The sequence below is a fragment of the Helicobacter sp. 13S00477-4 genome (assembly GCF_002272785.1).
Taxonomy (GTDB): Bacteria; Campylobacterota; Campylobacteria; order Campylobacterales; family Helicobacteraceae; genus Helicobacter_J.
In genome coordinates this window covers 55,815-74,131 of sequence record NZ_MLAS01000007.1, presented here as the reverse complement: position 1 = coordinate 74,131, position 18,317 = coordinate 55,815, and the positions used below count along the sequence as shown (strand labels likewise).

Sequence of the window (18,317 nt, the reverse complement as noted above, 5' to 3'; positions counted from 1 at the left end):
ATATATTGACTCGATTCAGGGTTATTCTGTGCTACGCACATCATCAACCCGATTTTATATATCTATGGTCATTAATTCTTTTTCTCTAGTGCGGATATCATCTCTTTTGAAAGTAAGCCTAATAGGATCAAACTGGACTTCTTCTTTGAAGTGCTTGCCTGTTTGCTTGTTTTTCTTAATGATGATAGTCCTGCGTTTGGGATCAAATTCTTTATTCAAACTTGTGGCTTCTTCTTTGTTGGGTTTGCAATGCTCTATCCTGATAGTGATAGAACTCTCATGCCCGCCTTTTTTTGAACCCAGAGGGCTATTGCTATCACTTTTGGCTGTCTGTATGATGAGGATAATGAGTATTTCTAATTTATGGGCTAGCTTGGCTAGGGTAGCAAATTTTGCTGATTCTTCTTCTTCCATGCTTCTTGACTTTGGCACTTCTAATCTCATTTGTGAATCGATAAGGAAAAATTTCACACCCATTTTTGATAAATGCTTGATATTGTCTGCTACTTGTGAAATATCATAACCATCATTAATGATATAAAGATTATTCCCGCTAGTTTCTATGAACTTTTTGTTTGTCTCTAGCTTCCTTGCAATGTATTGCCTAGCTGTGAATTCGAAGCAAAAAAAGCAAGCTTTATTATTGGCTGCGATGTTTTCTAATATCTGTAAGCCTAAAGAAGTTTTACCCGCTTCAGGCTCACCGCTTAATAATACAAGCTGTGCGGGTTCGAACCCCCCACCTAAGGCAAAATCCAAAAAAGAGATGTTTGTTTTGTATCGTGGTAAGTTGGGTTGATTTTCATAAAAGCTAGCCCAATCACTAAGATTTTTTATGATTTTTGGTGAGTCATTTAGCTTACTTGCTAAGACTACAGGATCGGTTATGATGCCCTCATTGCTATCTTTTAGCAAAACCGCACTGATGTATTTTTGCATAGATATTTTATAGCTATGCTCTAGCTCTGGGATATAACTCATAAATTCAGGTGTAGGGATAGCCTCACTTAACTCTAATAATAAATTTTTATCTTTGATATACACGCTTAGCAAGTCTATGTTAAGCGGCTTGTCTTTGTTGTGCAAATCTAGGATGGTTTGATAAACAATGCCTAGCTCTTTAGTAAAATGATGTGGTTTGATATGGTAAGCAAACTCCTCTATCCTATCACTATAATAAAGAAGGCTAGCTAATATTTGAATTTGTATTTGCCTCATGTGATTCCTTTAATTCCAAATACTAGGGATACTTGTAGCTAAAAACACGACCAATAAAATCAAAAAATAATATAAATTGAGTAATATTGTTTTGGTCATTTTCTACCCTTTGCTTGTATGTAAAATCTTAAAAACCTCTCATAACTCATATCCAAAACAAAATTTTTTCTTTGGTCTGGGTTTTGAAGTAATTTATCTTTTTCACTTCTGTATTTTTTATAGATAGTTTGCATTTGCTTATCACTGATTAATATCATTTTTACCTCCTGCTATTTAATCAAAGCCCTAAAAAAGGGCTAAAAACTTTATGCTATGTGAATATCTTGTAAAAATGAGGCTCTTTTTTTGTCCTCATCGATGTATTTTGTATAGATTGATAAAGTCATCGCTACATTTTCATGCCCTAACATTTTGCACCCTACCCAGACAGGGTCTTCACCCTTGCTTATCATGATAGAAGCAAAGGTATGCCGGCTATTGTGAAAAGTCCTTTTACTGAAACCTAGTTGTTTTAATAATGGATACCAATAAACTGAAGAAAGCCCAGAGGAAAATTTAAAGCCTGTTTTGTGGCTGCTCATAAACACATAGGGCTGTGAGGAAGTGATTTGATATTGTTTCAATAAAGCCTCTTTGACAATAGGCAACATATCAATCACGCGATTGCTAGCCCTTGTCTTTGGCTTGCCTAATATGCCATTCCTCATTGATTTGGAGATAGTGATTTTATTATCAATAAAATCTATATCTTCCCAAGTGAGTGCCATCATCTCTCCTACCCGCATCCCTGTAAAAAAAGCTAACAAAAGCAAATTTTTGAACCAACCTTGTGCGTTTGATATGATTTGTTTTACTTCATCTAAGCTAAAGGGCTGGATTTTTTTCTTTTGTGCTTTTAGATTCGGGGTTAATGTAGTGGGATTTTTATCAATTAGCTCAGAATGTAGGGCATCTTTTAGGATATAAGATAATATTTTTTTGGCGATGTTTATTGTGGGTATTCCTGTGGTAGAGCATAAATCATTTTGCCAACTTTTGATATGGAATGAATTGATAGTCCTTATATCCATATTGCCAAAAGTAGGCAAAATATGTTTTTTGAATATATGGTCATAATTTTTATTTGTGCTGGATTTTCTTGTATTGCTATTTGCGTTAAAACTTTGTTGTGCAAAGTCTTTTAACAATATGCTTTTATTTCTGATACCGACCTTTTTTGTGCTAGAAGTTTTTTGTAATATTTCTTCGTTCTTTTGCCTCAAGAACTTTTGAGGGTTTTTTTCTACTAACTGAAGGTTTTTTTCTGTTGCTAGAAGTTTGGTAGAAAACCTCAATCTTTTGTTATCTTCGCAAATATGCAGGTATATGATACCATTCCTTATTTTCGCGTATTTATATTTTTTTTCTGTTTCCATGAATTTCCTTTAAAAAATTTATTGTGCTTTTAAAAAAAGCTAAAAATTTTGCCAATTTTTATATATAGGCTTACTTTATGTTGAATTTTCACTACTAGATTTGTGTATCAATTCTAGTAATTCTTTATCACTTAGGTTTTTAAATTCAGATTCATTAGCTGGGTTTATATTGGCTATCTGGACACTGACTTCGGGACTTTTGCCATAAATGGTAGATTTTACCTGCGAATACATTTCAACCATGTTTTTTGCCATAGTGATGATTTTTTGTTGGGCTGATGGGTGATTGATATTTGTTGATACGAACCTTTCAAAAGCATTTTTTCCAATCAGCAAGGATTCAGTAGCCTTAGAATCCAAAAACTCCAAGCTCATTGCTTTTAGCAAGAGGTTATCACTGGCTTTTTTGGCACTTGCTGTGGCTATGATTTCAGAGATTCCTTGATTGATAAGGTTGTTTTTTATATCTTCTTGGATATTGTCTTTGGCTTTGGTTAGCCTTGATGCGAACTCATCTTTTATCAAGTCATTGGCACTTATGGGATTGTTTGGCAGGGCAGCTCCACTAACCCAACCTTCTTTTTTTATCCATTGATAAAGCGTTCTTTTGGGTATTTTAAAAATTTTTGCTAAGTCTTCTACTTCGATAAAATTTGTCTGGTAGTAGGCTTTGATTTGTTCTTTGCTTTTGTGTGCCATTGTGCTTAATCCTCGCGAATGAAATGAGCAAATTTTGAAGTGAGGCAACTCAAGATATATTCTTTCACATCGTTGTATTCATCGAAGCCTTTTGTGTTTTTCATCAAATCAATCACAGGTATTTGTGCATAATGCAATGGCTCTTGATTGTAATACCTATCTAGCTCTAAATTGCACAAAACACGGATTTGAATTTGGATAAATTTTTTGTAGTAGTGGTAGATATATTGCATATTCAACACGCCAGATTTTAGCTTATTGATATTATCTATATCGGTAAAAAGTGCGTGATAAAATGCTTCTAAAGTCCCCTGATGGACGAACAATTCAAACATTTCATTTAGGGAATTTATCATAAAATCACTGAGTGTATTTGATTGCAATAAAATATCTTGCATTAGGATTTTTGTGTTGAGTGATGAGGGCTTCAAATTTGTCCTTTTTGTTGGGCTAAGGGCTGGGTTGTTAGGCAATATTGTCCCTTGTGATTCCTATAGGCATATACGAGCTTAGAATCAATATAAATATTTTTGCCAGCCAAAATATCCATAAGAGAATAACCTTGCTCTTGTAGCTTAGATAAGATATTTTTTGTCGCGTCATTTTGGGATTTTTGGTTTGCTTGGTTTGGTTTTGGGTAATAGGAAGTGTATGTTTTAGGCGGGTAAATACCACTCCAATTATTGATAATGCTCTCTTTTAGGGCTTTTTCTCTTAAATCTTGTTCAAAACTTTCTAGCTTAGAGATTGCCATTTTTGCACCTCTTAGCGTTAGCTTTTGTTTGCCCTCACTGCGATGTTTTACGAATTCTGCCCACACATCAGGGCTTACCTTAGGCGGTAAGTTTAGGTTTAAAATCTGGGCTTCTAGGGCATTTGATTTATTTTGCTTTTTAGGATTAAGATTAGCTTGGGCTTGTGATGTTGGCTCTGTGGTAGATTTTATTTCTTCTAGTTCGGAATGTATCGTCTGATAATATATATTCTTATTGTTAATTAATTCCGTATTATTATATGGCCCGTTTTTTCCGCTTGCGGATTTTTTGGGCTTTCGGTGAAAGTTATCCGAAGGGTGATTTTTTGGGCTTTCGGTTTGGGTTTTTGTTATGGGTTCAATATCCTGATTTTTATGGGCTTGCGTGGTATTGTTATGTTCGTTAATGATATAAAAATAATTGCCTGTGAATTTGCCACATTTGTCTTTGATTTTTTCTCTTTGAATCCAACCTGAATCTAAAAGCTCTTTTAGATATTTTGTTATGGTTTTTCTGTCTTTGATGTTGAGTGTTTCGGCTATATTTGCATTGTTGATAATCCAATTATCAGGTCTGCTGGCTAAATACCAAAATAATGCTTTTGAGTTTATGGATAAGTTTTTGGATTCTATTACTTGATTGGGGAGTTGAGAAAAGTTTTTTATGATTTTATTTTTTAGTATCATTTTTGCCTCATTTTATTGTTATTTTTTAGCCTACATATGCCCTAAATAAATGTTTTTGTAACTTTTCATTACACATTTTATTTTTGATAAAAGTGTGCCAGGCTCCAAAGCCCATAAAATGGATACTTTTAGCCCTATCGTGCTTTCAAAAAATTTGATATGAATTTCCCTGATTTGAAAGAAACCTTTCAAGATTATTTTTCTAATCCTTTCATCACTTTGAATGCTAAAAATACTGATAGACAAAGTCCAAATACCCAAAATCTATTCGAAGAAAATCAAACTCTTGACAACTCTGCTATCCTTAGCTTCACCCCACTCATTAGCAATCCTTATGAATCTGTAACCCTAACATCCATAGACTTTCAAACCCCAAAAGCTTATGATAAGGAGTCTTTAGGTGATTTCATCACTTCAAGTTATTTTTATGAGCGATTTATCCAAAGGAGTCCCTTAGCCCAAAAAGTATTTTTATCACATTTCTCTGATGGACAAACAGCAATTTTTTATAACTCTGATTTATTTTTAAATCAAATCCTCTCCCTACAAACTCTAAATATCATCGAAGCCAAACACCAAAAAATACAATCCTTGAAAGCCAATGAAATCATCCCTACTCCAATCATTCAAAATCCATTCGCTCAAAATAGCTTTACTTTAAAATTCACCACTTATGGTTGGGATAAACAAGAAGCTAAAGGCATCCTAGCCAATCACCTGTATGCTGAATCCAAAAATTTCTACAACCATTCCTCTATCCAAGCCAATCAGCTCCAAATCAATGCCAAAGAACTTTTGAGCAATCAAGGCAAGTTAAAAGCTTCTGATTTGATATTGCACTCAGATGGGATGCTCTATCATAGTGGGGATATAGACTCTAATGAAGCTTCATTGGATGCTAAAAATATTCACATCGCTTCTGAAATAAAGCAAAGTCAAATCTCTAAAAAAGGATACAAAGAAGAATTTGTCTTCAACACAGCAAGCCTAAAATCCAAAGACCTCAAAATCAATGCAAAAGATGAACTTTTTATCTCTCATTCAAATATATATGCTGGAAACAAGATTGATTTATCAGGTGATTTGATTGATATGAATACTCAAAGAGTTTCTTTTTATCAAAAAGATTCTTACAAAGAACAAAACCAACAAGATTTTTTAGGCACAAGACTCCAAGCAGAGCAAATCAATATAGAAGCTAAAGGCAATCTGAGCTTAAAAAATGCAGAACTAAACGCTAGGGGTGCTTTGAAGCTCAAAGCAGATAAAAATATCTTTTTATACTCAAGCCAAAATCATTCTTCTTCAAACACGCATTATTATAAAACTCAATCAACACTCATAAGCTCTACTCAAACCCAAGATTTGCACGAACAATCCAATGACCTCTCTACTCATAACCAGCTTTATGGAAAAAATATCTCCATTGATTCAAAAGGGAGTATTTATTCTGAAGGTTCTGTATATGATGCAAAAGAAGATTTATCAATCAATGCTACCAAAGACTACATTGAAAAAGCCTCCCAAAATCAATCCTTTGTCAGGGACTCTCATCTTTTTAAACAAAATGTTTTTGGCTTTGAATACAAAAAAGATGAGCAAACACATTCTTATGAATCCCTCACTCACAATGCTTCTATGCTCAAAGCTAAAAATATCCATATCCATACAGGCAATGCCACCTTTTTGCAAGGGGTCAACTCTCAAGCCCTGCACACTCAAATCCACTCCAAAACCACTACCTTCTCAAGCATCCAAGACAAGTATACCTATACTCATAGCTCCAATCAAAAATCCTTCTTTGGACTCAATGAAAAATCAAATCAAGAATCTTCTAGCCATTCTTTGAATAGAAAAAGCCATCTATCAAATCATGATTTATTGATAAAATCTCAAGATAATATCAATATCATTGGTTCTGATATTTCCACCACTCACAATGCGGGTTTGATTTCTCAAAATGGAAATGTCAATATCCTTCCTGGATATGATATCATTCAAAGCGATTCACACACAGAGGAAAAAGGATTTAGTGGTTTTAGTATGTCTTTGAGTGATAAGTTCAAAGTGGGGGCTGATTTTGATTACAACAAATCTTTCAATCATTCAGGACAAAAAAAGGCTGTGGGTTCAAACCTTGAAATTGGAGAAGATTTGAACATCATTGCCAAAGGCAATACCAATATCATTGGCTCAAATATATTTGCTAAGGGCAATATTTCTATAGAGTCTGAAAATATCCATATCCTAGCAGCCCAAAATACTTCAAATCATTTTGATAAAGATTTCAGTGGTAATTTGAATGTTTCGCTTGAAATTGGCAATGCCTATGTAGATGCCTACCACTCAAGCAAGGCTTTAAAATCTGCAGGGAATGCTTTAAGACAAGCCACTAAGGATTATCAAAAAATAGCCAAACTTTATGCAGAAGGCAAAGCAAGCTACAATGCCTTAGAAGAAGCTAAGCTAAACATTGGACTTGCGAGTATTTCTGTGGGCAATGCGACTTTAAATTTCACTTCCAGTTTAGCAAATGCAGCTTCAAGTGTAAGTGCTTTTGGAACAGGATTTTATGCCTCTGTGTCTGCCACACTGAGTGGAGAAGAACATTCAAAAATCCAAGAAAACATTTCTTTCAATCCCTCTGTATTGAAAACCAATGCGAACCTAAACCTCAAAGCCTCTGATTCTATCAATCAAACAGGCTCCATCACTATGGCTTCTCAAAATATCTCTTATGGAGCAAAATACATCAACTTAAGTGCAACAGCCCAGCATTTTTCCCAAAAAGAAATGACTAAAAATATAAGCACAACAATCAGCTATCGCACCAATGGCTTGGGTATGAATGCAAGTGCAAGCACACAAAGCAACACGACTCAAGCTATCTATCATCACTATTCAAAAGCTATTGGCAAGCACATCACTTTCAATGCCCAAGAAGACATCAACCTCACAGGGGCAAATCTATATTCCAACACAGCCAACATTCAAGCCAAAAATTTGAACATACAATCCCTGAGCGATACTTTATATTCAAATGCTAAGGGTGGGGGCATAGGCTTTGGATTTTCAAAAAACAAACAAGACAATTCAATAGACACAAGCCTCTCTTTGAATAGAGGCTATATTGATAAAAGTTGGGTAGAAGAAATCTCAAGCATCAAGACTCAAGACCAACTCCAAATCAACATCACCCAACACACAAACCTCATAGGAGGTATCATTGCCTCTGATAGCCAACAACTTGATTTCAAAACACATACTTTGAACTTCAAAGACATAGCAAACAAAGATAATTCAAGCAATCATTCCACAAGACTAAATTTGAGCCTCAAAAAACCTTCAAATTATCCTGATAATACTGATAGCTTGATAGGACTTTGGGCTAATGGGTATGAAAAAGAAGGCAAAGCATTGGCAACTTTAGGCTTGGGCAAGGTTGAAGTCAGTAGCCCTCATCAAATGATTGGCTTGAATAGAGATATTTCAAAAGTCTCTATTGTGAGCAAAGACCAAATCACAAGCAACCTTCAAGGAGAGCTTCAAATCAAAGGAGCCTTTTTCACCCAAACAGGCAGACAAAAAATCAAAAATGATTTTTCAAATACCATTCACAATACGATAAAAGCTATGAATGCTACAGGCACTTTACTCATCAATCCATTCTTGAGTGTTTATGAGGGGATAAGCGATGAAAATATTTCACTCAAAGGGATAGCTAAACAATGGAAAGCCAATCAACATTCAATGCTAGCTATCAATAATACAGATATGGATACTATCCATCACCTAAAAGATAAAAATATTGAACAGATTCAAAATGCTTTTGGAATCCAAGATAATAATAAAATCTATCTTTATGCAGACACTTCAGATCCGATCAAAGGATTTTATGACAAAGCCAATGAAGAAATTTATATCAATATGGCTTATCATAATCTTTCTGACTCCAAAGACTTTATGCACACTTATGGACACGAAAATGCCCATAAAATCACCCATAATGAAAACATCGCACAAAATGCAGGTAAGTTCACAAGCTTCCTTTATCAGATAAATGATGCATTGAAGTCAAACACATCCAAAGACAAACTCAGGAAAAATAAATTCAACTATGCTTATGCAAATAATGATGCTTCAAGATACAATCATTATATTTTAGAAACAAACAATCATAAGGCCTCTTTAGTAGAACAAGAGGATAGGGATAATCTTATTGTCTTCATACATGGAACTTGGAGTAATCCGTATGCTTTCACACAAGATTTCATCAATAGCACCAAAAAAGCCTTCAATGATGATAAAATCTATCGATTCCAATGGTCAGGTGCAAACCACGACCAAGCTCGCCAACAAGGAGGCAAACAACTCAATGACTTCATCAAAAACTATCATTTTCAAGAAGGAGAACCCTTGATCATCATCACCCATTCACACGGAGGGAATGTAGCAAAAGTATTCAGCAATCTGTATGATTATGATAGAGGACCCAAACCTGTAATCATCAATATAGGCACCCCTAATAGGGAAGACTATGTGATGAATCCTAAGGTAGAAGAGTATTATAATGTCTATAATGTTAGGGATTATGTAGTGCAGGGGTTTGCTGGAGGAAAGGATTTTCCGATTGGTAGTGAACTTTTACCTATTTTTGGGGATTTAAAAAATTATATATCTAAATTCAAATATAAAGATTCTTCCCAAATTCCTAAAGAACCCAATGCTATTAATGTAAAGATAGATCAAGATTACTTGAAATTTCACTATTTAGACAGACACTTTATTGATTTTTTATTTGGAAACCATACTAAGACTTTGAATCCAGATACTATAAGAGAATTACAAAATTTCATCAATGAAAGGAAAAATAAATAATGGCATTTCTTTATTTTATTGCTATATATGCTTTTATTCAATTCTTTGTTTCGATATTCTCATTGATTGTTTTTTATATCGAAAATAAAGCTTACTTGATAGGCAAAGGTAGATTTTTCAAAGGATTTGGGGAGATTGTTTATGTGTTAGTATTTTTATGTTTTTATGTGTTGATATTTAAATATTTTGATGTTTTTGGGTTGGAAAAAGCTTATATCCCAATCATTCTTTTAGCCCTCCCTTTGAGTTATTTCATTGCTATTTTTATCAAAAAAAGATGTATAAGCTTAAATGATATAAATTTGTTATTTTCATTATTTTCATTACTTTCGTTATTTTCATTAGCAGCAATAGGTTTTCTTAAATCCTTCTCTGAGCCCCTTTTACAGTCCTTCTATATATCATTGGTTTGGTTATTTATCATTTCTGCAATGATCCTTGTTTTTATTTCTTTCATCAATTTTATCCTTCAAGTTATCAGATTCATCAGATTTTTGATAAGGAAATTTAAAGCTAAAAATAGTTAATCTCAAATATTAAATCATTGCCAATTCAATCCAAAAGAAGCATAAAAATACCTTTCCTTAAGCTTATTGGGATTATAAATTGGCATATATCCCCATATTTGAAAGTTAAAATATTTACTCCAATATGCCTTCAATCCCAAACCACCGCCTATAAGAAATCCTTGATTCCCAAGATAATTTTGAGCTTTTGTATACAAATCAGTCGTATACCCCATATCAAATCCTAAAGTCGGAGCCAAAGAGATTTTGAAAAAAGATGGGAGATAATAAGAAAAATCATTCCGATTCAATACACCCATTTCTCCATTCAAAACAAGACTATCAAAACCCCTGACACTATAAATCCCTCCAAGCCCAAATTTTTCACTCGCATAAAGCCGCGTCCTTGAAACTTGAGTCTTTAAAAAACCCGTATAAGCAAAACTTTGTCCTCCTACCCTCAAAGGAGTGTAAAGATAAATATCCACAGTCGGTACTGTATAGAAAAAATTAGGTTCTGAGGGTGAATCACTCAAATTACCCATCGCACCAAAAAACTTCACACCCTGTTTGACTCCCAAACTAAAATTAAAAGAGCTTTTAGCCATCAATCTTGAATAGCTCACATTTGCATAAATATTAGTAAGGTTTCGTCTTTGAGGGATGAGTTCAATATCTTCAAGATAATTTTTTGACCATCTTTTCCCTAAACCTATGGAGATGTTAAAACGATTGATGGCATCCAAATAAAGCAAATATTCTCCTTTGATATCCATATTTGCAGAATAACCACTATAATCAAAAATATTTTTACCAACAGGAATATTCTGAATATAATGAGAATAAGAACTACTCATATAAAATAAAAATCTCCTGAAAGGAATGCTAAAATCAGCTGAAGTATAAATGCTATGGGACTTCCCCCATTGTGGAGTCAAAACGGTATAAAAATGGAATGCTTCAGCCAGGGAAAAATAATTTTCCAATCCTAATTGAAATGAATTTTGATATATCCCTGTAGAATTCGAACCAGCATTATCACCACTCAATGAAATAAAAAGAGGTAAAAAAGATTTATGATGATTGATAATGATTTTGGATTCTATGGGGTCTTCGTTGGTAGGAGCTTTTGTTGAAGAAATTTCTATAGTTGGATTGAGTGTCCTTAGCCGTTTGAAATTATAAAGACCTCTATCAATAGGTCTAATGGAAAAAATATCCCCAATTGTAATTGAATAATCTTTTCCCCAAAATAGTGAAACAACATTATCACCATCATCATATAATATTTCTTTAAGGATAGAAGTTTGTATAAATATAATGAGTTTTTTACTACTAATATCTTGAGGTTGGATACCAAAAAAAGTTGTGATATAACCCTCTTTGAATGCTTTTAATTTTAGCTCATTGAGAAGATTGCCAATTTTGCGAGTATCCAAACACTGGTGTGAATAAGATTTGAGTATGGGTTTTAGGAAAGAAAATTCATTCTCTATCTTTTTTTGAAGGACAGGGACATTTGAACGCAAAAAAATTTCATCAATCTCAAAACAAATAAAATCATTTTTTAAAGGAAGCTGTGATTGTTTTATCTCAAGTTTATTTTCTAATGTAGGGGTTATATTTGAAACAGATTGTTCAAAATCAATATATTCATTCCTTTGTTTATAAAACTCAACATTCCTATCGCCAAGCGAATTAGAATTATCCTCAGCCAGAAGAAACCTAATAAAAATAATACAAATAAAATATAAAAATACCTTTTTATACAACTCATTTGAACGATTTATTTTGAAAGCCATTTTTTAAAATATTTTTCATAAATGAGATTATCAATACTCTCAAAAGGAGTCCTTTTGATGTTAAATATCCACATCCATAAGACCATAATAGGAATATAAATAATCCCTCCAAAAAAATATAAACTGATAAGTTCAATGCCTAAATTATTCAAAGTTTTATTATCTGGAAGTAATAAAAATAATACAATAGCAAATATACCTCCAATTAAAATACTTCTAATCATTACAATATCCTTAATTGATATTAATATTTTTTAATTTTATCAAAAAATATTAATAATTTGGCTACAAAATAATAAAAATTTTACATTTACAATATTGAAAATAAAACTATAGATGTGAATAATCCAAGAATAATAAAATAATATTAAAAGTTTTTAAGCCACTTTTGAGCAGTTTTTTCTAAAGAAGACGGATTAGAAGAAGCATAAAATTTCAGTTTTGTCTGCTTGGAAGCTTGATTTTGTTTGATTGAGTGGTTATGACATAAATGCTGCACAATAGCCTCTCCTGAATGTATTAAAAGACTCTTATTATTAAAAAATTGACTGATTTTATCAGCAATAAGGGGAAAATGTGTGCAACCCAAAATAATAGCCTCAGGAGGAGTAAGGATAGAAGAAAAATAATGTCTCATTGTAACATCTAATATTTCACTATCTTCAACTCCTTCTTCAACGATAGGAACAAAAAGTCCCGTTGCCAAACCTTTTATATGCCTATAGCCAGATTGAAAAAGTTTGTTTTGATATGTTTTTGATCTAATCGTAGCTTGTGTAGCGATGATTAAAATTGAAGCATTTTTATCTTTGATTTTATTTTGCACTGCTTCAATACCAGGCTCTATTACCCCTATAATAGGTATGGGTGATTTTTTTTTCATTTCTTCTAAAGCATACGCACTTACAGTATTACAAGCAATGATAAGCATATCAACTTGATGAGGGACAAAAAAATCTAAAGCTTCAAGAGAAAAATTTATAATCGTTTCTTTATCTTTAACACCATAAGGCACCCTAGCAGTATCTCCATAATAAATAATTTCATCAAATAAATTAGCATTCAAGATATTCTTAAGGACGCTTAAACCTCCAACACCGCTATCAAATATACCTGCTTTCAAAAAATCATTCTTTTTCATTCATCATATTGAGGAACTCTTCATTGTCTTTTGTTTTTTGCATTTTTGAATAGATAAAAGTCAAGGCTTCTATATCATCCATTTGCTGCATTACATTTCGCAACATCCAAACTTTGGTGAGTTTATCTTTTCCTAGCAATAAATCATCTTTCCTTGTACCTGATTTTAAAATATCAAATGCAGGATAAATCCTTCTATCAGCAATATTCCTTGCCAATACAATTTCACTATTGCCCGTACCTTTAAATTCTTCAAAAATAACTTCATCCATCCTAGATCCAGTCTCTATCAAAGCTGTGGCTATAATTGTGAGACTACCACCTTGTTCAATATTCCTTGCAGCTCCAAAAAATCTCTTAGGTTTATGCAAAGCATTTGCATCTACCCCACCACTCAAAACCTTGCCACTTGAAGGAGTAATTGCATTATAAGCCCTAGCCAAACGAGTTATAGAATCAAGCAAAATAACGACATCTTTGCCCATCTCAATTCGACGTTTTGCACGTTCTAAAACAAGTTCTGCCACTCTAATATGATTAGCAGATGGGAGGTCAAAAGTAGAGCTAAAAACTTGTCCCTTCACACTCCTTTGCATATCTGTCACTTCTTCAGGACGTTCATCAACCAAAAGCACAATAAGCTCAATTTCAGGGTGATTGTAAGTGATACCGTGTGCAAGCTCTTTCATCAATTCAGTTTTACCAGTTCTAGGTGGGGCAACAATCAAAGCTCTTTGCCCCTTACCAATAGGATTGAAAAGATCAAGCATCCTACCAGTAACCTTTTCAGGTTGGTATTCAAGCTTGATTTGTTCGGTAGGGAATAAAGGAGTAAGATTGTCAAAAAGAGGACGATTTTTGATCTCTTCTAAAGAAAGATAATTGACTGCTTCAATCTTGAGCAATGCATAATATCTTTCTTGATCTTTTGGAGAACGAACTTGTCCAGTTACAATATCCCCATTCCTTAAAGCAAAACGTCTGATTTGAGATTGACTGACATAAGTATCATTTTGACTATCACTAAAAACCTCATCAATACCCCTCAAAAAACCATAACCTTCAGTGGTTATCTCTAAAATACCTGTGAATAATATATACCCACCTTGAGAAACTTGGGTTTTAAGTATCTCAAACATCAAATCTTGTCGTTTATATTCTTGAGGGTTTTCTATTTCAAGTCCATTGGCTATTTCAATGAGTTTTTCTACAGGTTTTGTACGGAGCTCCTCAATACGATAACCATTTACTGGGGTATGAGTCCTGGTTTTTGAAACATTAGAATTTTGTTCTGTGGTCATTCCTATCCTTAGAAATTCCTTTAATCAAATGCAATGCAATTAGATTTTGGATTTTGAAGTTTTTAAATTATGGTAAGGCTAGTATTTTATACAAACCTTACCATTAAAGTCAATATTTTTTTGGATTTTTATGCCTCTTTGATAGTTACATCAGGGTGGAGTTTATAAACTTTATTTTTAATCTTAATCAAAAGACCCACTTCAATGAGTTGTTTGAAAGTCTTTACAATCGTAGGTTTTGAAACCTTCAAATGAGAAATAATATCTTCATAAGAACCATAGTAAACATGATCCTCATCACAATTATCTAATAAAAATTTAATAATTTCTATTTTTTTACCGCCCACAAATGCAGAAATTGCATTAATAAGAAGATTTTTTGACTCCAATTCAAGAGCTTGTAGTTTTGGTAAGATTGCTTTTTGCAATGTATTGAGTAATTCATCTACATCTAAAGGTTTCAAAATATAACCATCTACCTTCAAACTAATAGCATCAAGAAGATAAGGAACTTCAGTATGAGCAGTTGTGATAATCACAGGACAATAAGGATTGGTTTTCCCGCTCCTGATTGCCTTAATAAGCTCAATACCATTGAGTTTAGGCATCAAAATGTCTGTTAAAACTATATCAATATTATGTGTATCAAAAATATTCAAAGCTTCTTGCCCATTTTTCGCTAAAATGAGTCTGCCAACATAGTCCTCAAGCACAATCGAAGTGATGCGTTGAGTATCTTCATCATCTTCAACATATAAAACGGTAAGGTTTTTTAGATTTTCATATTTATCCATAGTCATCCTTTTTGTTGATTTTGTTTTATAGGTAATTCTATCAAAAAATTTGCCCCAAAATAATTTTTTTGGGAAATTTTACTTGTCCAATTTGAATTAGAGACCGAAATTGTCCCATACATCTGCCTTTCTATAATTTGTTTTGTCATATACAAACCAATACCTGTCCCTACTGATTTATGTTTAGTAGTAAAATATGGTTCAAATATTTTATTAATATTTTCTGATTTTACACCTCCTGCATTATCTTTAAGGTAAACATACACAAAATTTTTTTTGAGATAAAGACCAATTTCACATTCTCCTTTTGTAATGTTTTGTTCTAATATTGCATCATAAGCATTCTTAATTAAATTCAATATTGCCTGAGTGAATGCATTTTCGTGACCATAAAACTGAATATCATCTTCAATATTACCAAAAATAGTTATATTTTTTTGTTTCAAGGTTGGCTCAACAATTTTGATAGAATCTTGTATAGCCATCGAAAGCGAAAAATCATTTTTGTTATTACTGAGACGAAAAAAATTCCTAAAATTTTCTATCGTGGCTGACATATTTTTAGCAATCCTTAAGGCATCTTCAGTTTGCAAATCAATAAAATTTTCATCAAGCTTACCATGATCAAACTTCACCTTAAAACTCTGGATCAAAATAATCAAAGAATTTAATGGCTGTCTCCATTGATGGGCAATATTTTGAATCATTTCTCCCATAGCAGCAAGTCGAGCTTGTTGATACATAATCTGATCTTTCTTACGAGATTCTTCCACTTCATATTCAATAGTTTTTTGAAGATTAAGATTTATTTCTTTCAACTCCTTTGTCTTTTGACCAACCGCTGTTTGAAGTTCTTGATTGATATTTTTAATATAAGTAAGCACAAGATTGGATAAAAATAATGTCATAAAAATAACAATGAACATAAAAATAGTCAATACGACAAGTGTAACTTTATAAATCACATTAGTGGTAAAATTTTTTAACATTGCTACCTTAACACGAAGTGAGATAATATTAGAAATAAGTTCATTGATAGCAACACTTTGTCTTAATAAAGCCCTAATATCTGCTTGATAATTCTTAGATTCTTTATGATAAAGCTTTGTGAGCAAAGTATCAGTAGCTTTGATTATGGTATCGACTTTTTGCACCTCTTCAGATTCTTGCATTTGATATTTTTGCATTTGCTCATAAGTGTCTTTAGAAAATTTCTTTTGATAAATTTTTTTTAGTTTTTTAGGAAAATTCCTTTTTGGTTCTCGTAGCTTTTTATAGTCATTCCACAAAGAAAGCATTTGATTTTTATTGGTAGAAATATCAGTCTTTTGATTGATATAATTCATAATATCAACGATATAAAAATCTTGTATTTCTTTGAGTTTTTGGATTTCTTTGATAGGTCCGGGAAAATTTATCTCATAATCATATTTCAATCCACTCAATGCCAAAAAAGAAGTAATACATACGAGTAAAAATCCAACAGTAATTGTGGCAATAAGCATTTTAGTTTGTAATTGTAAACTCTGATTGTTATAAATTTTTTTCTCAAGATTCAAACTTTACTCCTCCAATAGCATTTGACAAAGCATTCACAAGCATATCATATTGAATAAAACTAATTTGATTCTCTTCGGATGTCTTCTCTATATCTTCTATCATATTCCTTTGCTCTTGAGAAAGTTGGGTTTTTTTTATTTTGATTTCATTGATTTTTTCATTCAAGATTTCAATTTCATTAAGGAAATTCTTTTTATCTTCAAGATATTTAGCCAAACTAGAAGTAACAGTCTCTTTTTGGATAATATCTTCATCTCTTAAAGTCTGCAATTCTTTCTTTTTCCTTTCATAAATCAAATCTTTTTCACTCAATAATGTTTCTGTAAGTGCAATTTGCTCCAAAAACTCATTGATTTCTTTTTCTAAAACAAGAATTTTTTGATTAATTTTTTCTAATTTATCTTGCATTTCATCTGTGTGAGATTTGATTGCATATTTTTGGGTTACAACCATCCGTATTTTTTCTAAATCCCATTCTTCTCCTCTTGTATCTATAATACCTAAAACATTAATCTCCTCATCACCAACACAAATAGTCCTAAAACGATAAAAAGAAATAAATTTTTCTGCAGCTTTAGAATTGTGATAAAGCATTTCAAGAAGCCTCTTAGAAACACTTTCAAAAATAATATTTTTTGAAGCACGAATTTTTTCATCAGCAAAACAAGTTTGCAAAATACTTGGTATTTTGCCAATAAGGATTTTTTGCAAAAACATTCTAAATTCTTGGGTTACACAGAATAAAAAATTCCTTGAAAATTCAATATTAGAAATATTTTCTAAATTCATTTTCGAGTTCAATACATAATCTACATTTTTCAAAATCAATTCTTCTAAATTAATCTTCCTCAAATAAGCATTAATTTTAAGCCTATCTCCATCATCAAGAATCCTAGCAGCACCCAATTTTTTCATATTCCTGATTTCATTACTGATTTTAACAAAATTAAAATCAAATATCTTAAAATAAACCCCTAGTTTATTGAAAAATAGCCCATCTCTAGTGTTGAGATTAAAAGTTTTTTTGATTGCATTCCTAATGATTTCTCTCAAAGCCATTTCGTTATTAAAATCAATACACAATTTAGCATATTCTAAAATCATCTGAAAGTCTTCTTGTGAAGGACTCTCATTATCTGAAATCTTAGACTTAAATTTTTTTTTATTTTCTTCAAGCCATTGACTCAAAAATGAAATACAAAGATTGTTCTTATTGTCCCTTATCGTAGCACGAACTTGAATATTTTTATCTTTACTGATGTGAACAAATGCACTCATGCCATTTTTACGATAAAAATCTGCAATAGCCTTCCTGACATATTCTTTGCAATCCTTACTTGTTGTATCAATTGAATGCTCTTGAAGTATTCTTTTGATTTTAAAAGATAAATTTGCGATAATATTCTGATTAAATTCTATCATATTTTTTGAGACTGCACGACCCTGCTCAAGCATATCCAAAGTAATTGTATATAGCAAAGAGCAGTCCATTTAATACCTTTTTATATTATAATAATTTTATTATCAATTATTATTATAACAAAAAAGTAAAATTTTATTCTT

General features: G+C 32.3%; 14 protein-coding genes. 1 reads left to right on the top strand and 13 read right to left on the bottom strand.

Translation table 11 applies throughout. The features are described 5' to 3' along the window. Positions 1-54: 54 nt before the first annotated feature. From BKH44_RS04785 to BKH44_RS04765, 6 genes are all read right to left on the bottom strand, one after another. The gene (locus BKH44_RS04785; protein ID WP_095270587.1) at positions 55-1,218 is read right to left on the bottom strand and encodes a DnaB-like helicase C-terminal domain-containing protein; all 1,164 of its coding nucleotides are present in this window, start codon (positions 1,216-1,218) and stop codon (positions 55-57) included. 95 nt (positions 1,219-1,313) lie between these two features. After that, positions 1,314-1,475 carry a hypothetical protein gene (locus BKH44_RS08795; RefSeq protein WP_180674112.1) on the bottom strand — a complete coding sequence of 54 codons (162 nt, stop codon included), beginning with the start codon at positions 1,473-1,475 and terminating at the stop codon, positions 1,314-1,316. A 48-nt stretch (positions 1,476-1,523) separates the two neighbouring features. Continuing rightward, entirely contained in the window at positions 1,524-2,633 is a 1,110-nt protein-coding gene (locus BKH44_RS04780) for a site-specific integrase (protein WP_095270584.1), read from the bottom strand. A gap of 75 nt (positions 2,634-2,708) precedes the next feature. Beyond that, positions 2,709-3,332, bottom strand: coding sequence for a hypothetical protein (locus BKH44_RS04775; RefSeq protein ID WP_095270581.1), 624 nt, complete (start codon positions 3,330-3,332; stop codon positions 2,709-2,711). Between the two features lie 5 nt (positions 3,333-3,337). Next, entirely contained in the window at positions 3,338-3,763 is a 426-nt protein-coding gene (locus BKH44_RS04770; protein ID WP_095270578.1) for a hypothetical protein, read from the bottom strand. Further along, positions 3,760-4,773: a helix-turn-helix domain-containing protein gene (locus BKH44_RS04765; protein WP_095270575.1), complete on the bottom strand. Its 1,014-nt coding sequence runs from the start codon at positions 4,771-4,773 to the stop codon at positions 3,760-3,762. The genes BKH44_RS04770 and BKH44_RS04765 overlap by 4 nt, the downstream gene beginning before the upstream one ends. 159 nt (positions 4,774-4,932) lie before the next feature. On the opposite strand from BKH44_RS04765, the gene BKH44_RS04760 reads away from it, so the two are divergent. Continuing rightward, entirely contained in the window at positions 4,933-9,651 is a 4,719-nt protein-coding gene (locus tag BKH44_RS04760) for a hemagglutinin repeat-containing protein (RefSeq protein WP_095270572.1), read from the top strand. 541 nt (positions 9,652-10,192) lie between these two features. On the opposite strand, the gene BKH44_RS04750 is transcribed toward BKH44_RS04760, so the two are convergent. The 7 genes from BKH44_RS04750 to BKH44_RS04720 all read right to left on the bottom strand — a co-directional run bounded on the left by BKH44_RS04750 (position 10,193) and on the right by BKH44_RS04720 (position 18,245). Continuing rightward, a complete protein-coding gene (locus BKH44_RS04750; RefSeq protein ID WP_095270567.1) occupies positions 10,193-11,959 on the bottom strand; it encodes a ShlB/FhaC/HecB family hemolysin secretion/activation protein in 1,767 nt (588 codons plus the stop codon). After that, positions 11,944-12,183, bottom strand: a complete 240-nt coding sequence (locus BKH44_RS04745; RefSeq protein ID WP_095270564.1) for a hypothetical protein — start codon at positions 12,181-12,183, stop codon at positions 11,944-11,946. Before BKH44_RS04745 ends, BKH44_RS04750 begins: the two co-directional genes overlap by 16 nt. Before the next feature lie 143 nt (positions 12,184-12,326). Next, complete coding sequence (murI, locus tag BKH44_RS04740; RefSeq protein WP_095270689.1) at positions 12,327-13,082, bottom strand: glutamate racemase; 756 nt, start codon at positions 13,080-13,082, stop codon at positions 12,327-12,329. Between the two features lie 4 nt (positions 13,083-13,086). Beyond that, on the bottom strand, positions 13,087-14,400 hold the full coding sequence (gene rho / locus BKH44_RS04735) for a transcription termination factor Rho (protein WP_095270562.1): 1,314 nt from the start codon (positions 14,398-14,400) through the stop codon (positions 13,087-13,089). Positions 14,401-14,528: 128 nt separating this feature from the next. After that, positions 14,529-15,194: a response regulator gene (locus BKH44_RS04730; RefSeq protein ID WP_095270559.1), complete on the bottom strand. Its 666-nt coding sequence runs from the start codon at positions 15,192-15,194 to the stop codon at positions 14,529-14,531. 2 nt (positions 15,195-15,196) lie between these two features. Then, on the bottom strand, positions 15,197-16,753 hold the full coding sequence (locus BKH44_RS04725) for a HAMP domain-containing sensor histidine kinase (RefSeq protein ID WP_095270555.1): 1,557 nt from the start codon (positions 16,751-16,753) through the stop codon (positions 15,197-15,199). Beyond that, complete coding sequence (locus BKH44_RS04720) at positions 16,743-18,245, bottom strand: hypothetical protein (protein WP_095270552.1); 1,503 nt, start codon at positions 18,243-18,245, stop codon at positions 16,743-16,745. Before BKH44_RS04720 ends, BKH44_RS04725 begins: the two co-directional genes overlap by 11 nt. Between the last annotated feature and the right edge of the window lie 72 nt (positions 18,246-18,317).

Coding starts and splice junctions, on each gene's coding strand:
- BKH44_RS04750 (WP_095270567.1), bottom strand. CDS start 11,959: ATGGCTTTCAAAATAAATCGTTCAAATGAGTTGTATAAAAAGGTATTT.
- BKH44_RS04760 (WP_095270572.1), top strand. CDS start 4,933: ATGAATTTCCCTGATTTGAAAGAAACCTTTCAAGATTATTTTTCTAAT.
- BKH44_RS08795 (WP_180674112.1), bottom strand. CDS start 1,475: ATGATATTAATCAGTGATAAGCAAATGCAAACTATCTATAAAAAATAC.
- BKH44_RS04730 (WP_095270559.1), bottom strand. CDS start 15,194: ATGGATAAATATGAAAATCTAAAAAACCTTACCGTTTTATATGTTGAA.
- BKH44_RS04780 (WP_095270584.1), bottom strand. CDS start 2,633: ATGGAAACAGAAAAAAAATATAAATACGCGAAAATAAGGAATGGTATC.
- BKH44_RS04765 (WP_095270575.1), bottom strand. CDS start 4,773: ATGATACTAAAAAATAAAATCATAAAAAACTTTTCTCAACTCCCCAAT.
- rho (WP_095270562.1), bottom strand. CDS start 14,400: ATGACCACAGAACAAAATTCTAATGTTTCAAAAACCAGGACTCATACC.
- BKH44_RS04745 (WP_095270564.1), bottom strand. CDS start 12,183: ATGATTAGAAGTATTTTAATTGGAGGTATATTTGCTATTGTATTATTT.
- BKH44_RS04720 (WP_095270552.1), bottom strand. CDS start 18,245: ATGGACTGCTCTTTGCTATATACAATTACTTTGGATATGCTTGAGCAG.
- BKH44_RS04775 (WP_095270581.1), bottom strand. CDS start 3,332: ATGGCACACAAAAGCAAAGAACAAATCAAAGCCTACTACCAGACAAAT.
- BKH44_RS04785 (WP_095270587.1), bottom strand. CDS start 1,218: ATGAGGCAAATACAAATTCAAATATTAGCTAGCCTTCTTTATTATAGT.